Genomic DNA, 4,963 nt, shown 5'->3' on the forward strand with positions numbered 1-4,963 from the left:
GTGATTAAAAACGAAAATAAGTTATAAATTTATGGTTTTAGAAATGAGAAAAGTTCCGAGCTAAAATCTCGCTACTACTCATACACAAATCCGTTGCCATTAATTTATGAAAAACATTGTCTACCTACTATTGTTATTGCCAATCGGAATTTGTGCGCAAACAAAAAAGGATATTGAACCGAAAAATGAAAGTTATATTACGACTGATTTATTTTCACCATTTTATTTTCAAGGAAACACAAACGGATTTAGTAATAACGGAACACCTCGTTGGCAAATTGGATATATAAAAAACTTGAATACTAAAACAAAAATCGGAATTGATATTGGATATGGAAATGCTACTAATTCTGTTATCCAAACTTTTGACAGTTATTCACTCTGGGAAATAAGACCTGAATATTACCACATAATAAATCCAAATAGAAAAACATTAAAGTACTTTTCATTAGAACTGTTTTATCTTAATCAAAACGAGGAATTTGAAAACCAGTCATTCTTTTCGGAACAAAATGAATATCTAACATTTGACAGAGCAGATTACAATAGACAAAAAATTGGTCTAATACCAAAATTTGGAATGTTTGTCAATTTATCTAATAGAATTGGACTGAATTGGTATACTGGAATTGGACTGAATTATAGAATAAATAGTTACGATAATTTTGTAAATTTAAGAACACGGCAATTTGATGAAGAACATTTTTCACCTTATTATCGAAAAGAGGGAAACAAAATTGGAGTGGAATTTACAATTGGATTGAAAATATACTATCGAATAAAAAACTAATGGCAACAACGTATATAGCTCATAGCTAGTTAGTTGCTTAGTCGAAGTTAAGGTATATTTGCTAGTCCGCCAAATTTTTTAATTTGGCTTATTGAAAAAAAAGATAATAAGAAAAATTAAAAAATTCGGCTCGTGCTTAATCCGAAAATAATTTTCTATTTTGCACGCTACGAGCCATATACAGAGACGTTGTGCATAATTTGACCAAAAAATGAAAATATTTACTGTAATACTATTTTTTTCCTTCTCGATTGGCTTTTCCCAAACTGCTGAATACGGAAAATTGACAAAAAAGTCTGAATACAAAAATTATATAACTAAAATTGGAGATACTTTAAAAGTCGGAGATACTTTGACAATTGGAATCCCAACTTCTGATTTAGGGTTTACCTATATTTCACAAGGAGGACAAAGAGTTTCAAATACTTTGTCTGATAAAAAAGTTGTTGTGGATAAATTAAAAACTTACGGAACTAAAAAAAGTGGATACAAATTGTATGCGCATTTTAAAGGTTATGGACTTATTCCTGTTTTAATAGATTATGATACTGCACTGGAAGTTGGAGAAATAAAAAATCCGAATAAAAAATTAACGAAAGAAGAAGCTATTGCCAAATTAAAAGAAGCAAAAGAATTATTAGAATTGGGAGTAATAACTCAAGAGGATTATGACAAATTAAAGTCTGAAATGACACCAATTATTCTGAATTAAAAACTGAATTAAAAACTATGCACAACACCGTGTATAGCTCATTGCGGCTGAATTCCTAATCGGAATTCATTGCAATTTGCTATCTTCGTTTTACGGCGGAAAATCATAGCTGATTTTCCGCAACGAGCCATACACAAACACGTTGCCCACAATTTGAAAAATGAAGAAATACCTCATAATTTTAGCATTAATTACAATTTCTTGTAAAGGACAAAATGAAAAAAATAGTCCTGTTGAAAATTCTGTATCTGAAATTATAAAGGCCTCTGAATTTGAGCTAATAAAAGCGGAAAAACAACAAGGTTTATTGATTTTATTCCCTTGCTTTCCTTGTGATGCCGAAAACACACTATCAGAATTTAAAATTGCAGAAATTAGCATAAAAAATGGATTTTCGGTTTTAGCAATGAATCTTAACGAACGTTTATACCTCGAACCAAAAGAGAAAAAAGAATTAGCGGAACAATTAGCAAAAATAATTCAGGAACAGAATCTACCTAAAAAAAACATATTCATTGGCGGATTTTCGAGCGGTGGAAACGTAAGTTTATTAATATGTGATTATCTCAAAAAAACTAAAAATCCACTTCAACCAAAAGGTGTTTTTGTGGTTGATTCACCAGTTGACTTATTACAGTTGTACAAGAACGCAGAAGAAAACATTAAGCTAAATTTTTCAAAACCAGCAGTTCAAGAATCAAAATGGATTATAAATTTGCTTGATACAAAATTTGGAAAACTTTCTGAAGGAATGACAAATTATGAACTTAATTCACCATATACATTTAAAACTCAAAATATCGAAAATATTAAGGGATTAAAAAATATGAAAATCAGATTTTACTCTGAACCCGATTTAAAATGGTGGAAAGAAAGTTCGAAAAGAGGTTATGAAGATTTAAATGCATTCTATATTGAAAAATTATCCAAAAGATTAAAAAAGGAATTTGGAAATGAAAACGTGGAACTGATAACTACCGAAAATCAAGGATATCGGGCAAACGGACAAAGACATCCACATTCTTGGTCGATTGTTGACGAAAAAGATTTAATAAATTGGATACTAAAATAAAAACTGTGGGCAACAACGTATAAAAATAATTGCTTGGTTCTCGCCTACTTGGAAAATCCTACGGATTTTCCAAAGGTTCACGCTTTTTTAGTAAGTTAGTTGCTGAATCACGCAACTATCCTTATACAAACCGTTGTACCCAATGCAAAAAAAATCGTGATATAATTAAACTGAAGTGATGATTAAAAATAATCGACCAAAATTAAAAGTAAAAATGACCAATTCTGATAAAGGATTGGAAATTTTGGGTTGGATTTTATTAGCGGTAATTTGGGTTTTGACGATTTCAAAATACTCTCAATTACCAGAAACTATCCCAATACACTATAACGGATTAGGAGAAGCGGATGGTTTTGGAAACAAGTGGAATATTTTAACTCTACCTATTGTTGCGTCAATTTTGTACGTAGGAATGACAATCTTAAATAAATATCCGCACGTTTTCAATTATCCTAATAATATAACGGAACAAAATGCGATGAAAAAATATAAAATTGCTACTCGACTGGTTCGAGTATTAAAATTGGTTGTTGTTATAATATTTGGACTGATTGTTTTTAGAACTTTACAAAATATAAATGGCTCAGCAGACGGACTTGGAATTTGGTTTCTACCTTTGACTATGGCTCTAATTTTTATCCCAATGGCATATTTTTTAATCAAAATGAGTAACGACAAAGGTGACAAAAGCACTGGGTACAACAATGTATATAAAAAATAGCGCGAGCAGTTGCAAATTCAATGGTTTGGGCATTTTTTCGAGGTAGCCAAATTTTTAAATTTGGCTATTTGAGAAAAGAAAAATAAATAGAAAAATTTAAAAATTTGGCTCGTGTCCATCCGAATGGCAGTCGCTGATTTTCAGCGCTACTTTTCATATACTGAGACGTTGGGCTTCATACTGAAAAAAAATCGAACTGAATCATATTTTTTGTACATTTGATTAATTAAAGAGATATTATAATGGATATTCGAACAACAAAACTTGAACTACTAAAAACAATTTTGGAGACTGAAAACAATGATTTTATCCAAAGAGTAGCTGACTTTGTGAAAAAAGAAAAAGTCGATTTTTGGGACGAACTAACTTTAACTCAACAATCTGAAATAAAACAAGGTATTGAGGAATTAGATAACGGAAAAAGAGTTTCTTACGAGTCATTCCTAAAGAAAATTTCTTAATGAAAGTATTCTTATCCGAACTTGCCGAATCAAAACTTCTTAAATTATCTGAATATTTACTCGAAGAGTGGAATTTAAAAACTCGTGACAAGTTTATTTCAAAACTGAACGATAAAATCGAACAAATATCAAATCAACCTGATAGTTGTCCAAAATCATCAGAATTTAAAAATCTATACAAATGTGTTGTTACAAAACAAACCACATTTTTATACAGAATAATAGCTGAACGAAAAGAAATAGAAATAATTACAATTTTTGACACACGACAAAATCCTGACAAATTAAAGAAAGATGTCGATTAAAAAGTACGAAAGCCCAACAACGTGTATAATTAATGGCTAGTAATCGCCTACTTACGAAAATCCTTACGGATTTTCTATTCGGTTTTTATTTACTAAATTCCGTGCTTAAAACACGCCACTAATCATACACAAAAACGTTAGGGCACATTTGAAAAAAAAATTATGGATGAATTAACAATAGTCGCAATAAGTTCAGCCGTGGGCGGTTTAACAGGTAAATTTGTTGAAAAAGCTTGGGATTCCGGAGAAAAATGGATTCAAAATTTTTATAATAATCATAATGAAAATGTAAATAAAAAAGCTAAAGAAAATTCATTAAAATTTTTAAATGAATTAGCTTTGAGAATCGATAAACTTGAGCAGAATGAAAAATTGACTAAAGAGAAAATTAATGATTCTCAAAATCATCCTGAGTTTTCAGCACTTTTAGAAAAAGCAATTATGAGTTCTGCGCAAACTGACAGTAAAGAAAAACATACAATTTTAGCTCGAATAGTTTCCGAAAGATTAAAAGCAAATCCAGAATCAGTATTAGCTTTAAATTCCAAAATGGCTGTTGATATTATTCCTTTTTTAACAGTAAATCAAATGAAAATTTTAGGTTTACTTGTCAACTTATACAAAATACGTCCATCAAAATACCCATTAAATCAAGTTTATAATAAAAGTAGCTACCAATTATGGGTGGACGGTTATTTAACACATCAGTTGAAACCTTTTCAAAATTTGAATATTTCTTTAATTAACATAACTCATTTAGAATCTTTATCCTGTATAAGGTTTAACAAATTTTCGTTTTCTAAAAAGGCTGAGTTCAACCCATAAGTGCAAAACATTTGTTTTCTAGGACTTCAATTGGGTTGTTATAATTAAATTTTCTAATTGGTCTGTAATTTAGTAAT

The 4,963-nt window shown here is 29.9% G+C and carries 7 protein-coding genes; all 7 read left to right on the forward strand.

Going from position 1 to position 4,963, the window contains the following annotated elements; all coding sequences use genetic code 11:
* Positions 1–106: 106 nt before the first annotated feature.
* Positions 107–790 (forward strand): hypothetical protein, encoded by a 684-nt coding sequence (locus tag BLV84_RS12140; RefSeq protein WP_143521378.1) that lies wholly within the window; start codon positions 107–109, stop codon positions 788–790.
* Between the two features lie 211 nt (positions 791–1,001).
* A complete protein-coding gene (locus tag BLV84_RS12145) occupies positions 1,002–1,502 on the forward strand; it encodes a hypothetical protein (RefSeq protein ID WP_093246063.1) in 501 nt (166 codons plus the stop codon).
* A 160-nt stretch (positions 1,503–1,662) separates the two neighbouring features.
* The gene (locus BLV84_RS12150; RefSeq protein WP_093246065.1) at positions 1,663–2,574 is read left to right on the forward strand and encodes an alpha/beta fold hydrolase family protein; all 912 of its coding nucleotides are present in this window, start codon (positions 1,663–1,665) and stop codon (positions 2,572–2,574) included.
* A gap of 178 nt (positions 2,575–2,752) precedes the next feature.
* On the forward strand, positions 2,753–3,295 hold the full coding sequence (locus tag BLV84_RS12155; protein WP_093246067.1) for a DUF1648 domain-containing protein: 543 nt from the start codon (positions 2,753–2,755) through the stop codon (positions 3,293–3,295).
* Positions 3,296–3,537: 242 nt separating this feature from the next.
* The gene (locus tag BLV84_RS12160; protein WP_093246069.1) at positions 3,538–3,756 is read left to right on the forward strand and encodes a hypothetical protein; all 219 of its coding nucleotides are present in this window, start codon (positions 3,538–3,540) and stop codon (positions 3,754–3,756) included.
* Positions 3,756–4,061 (forward strand): type II toxin-antitoxin system RelE/ParE family toxin, encoded by a 306-nt coding sequence (locus BLV84_RS12165; protein ID WP_093246072.1) that lies wholly within the window; start codon positions 3,756–3,758, stop codon positions 4,059–4,061. Before BLV84_RS12160 ends, BLV84_RS12165 begins: the two co-directional genes overlap by 1 nt.
* Before the next feature lie 162 nt (positions 4,062–4,223).
* Positions 4,224–4,886, forward strand: a complete 663-nt coding sequence (locus BLV84_RS12170) for an LPO_1073/Vpar_1526 family protein (RefSeq protein WP_093246074.1) — start codon at positions 4,224–4,226, stop codon at positions 4,884–4,886.
* Positions 4,887–4,963 lie beyond the last annotated feature (77 nt).

This window comes from Psychroflexus halocasei, assembly GCF_900107595.1.
GTDB classification, from domain to species: Bacteria; Bacteroidota; Bacteroidia; order Flavobacteriales; family Flavobacteriaceae; genus Psychroflexus; species Psychroflexus halocasei.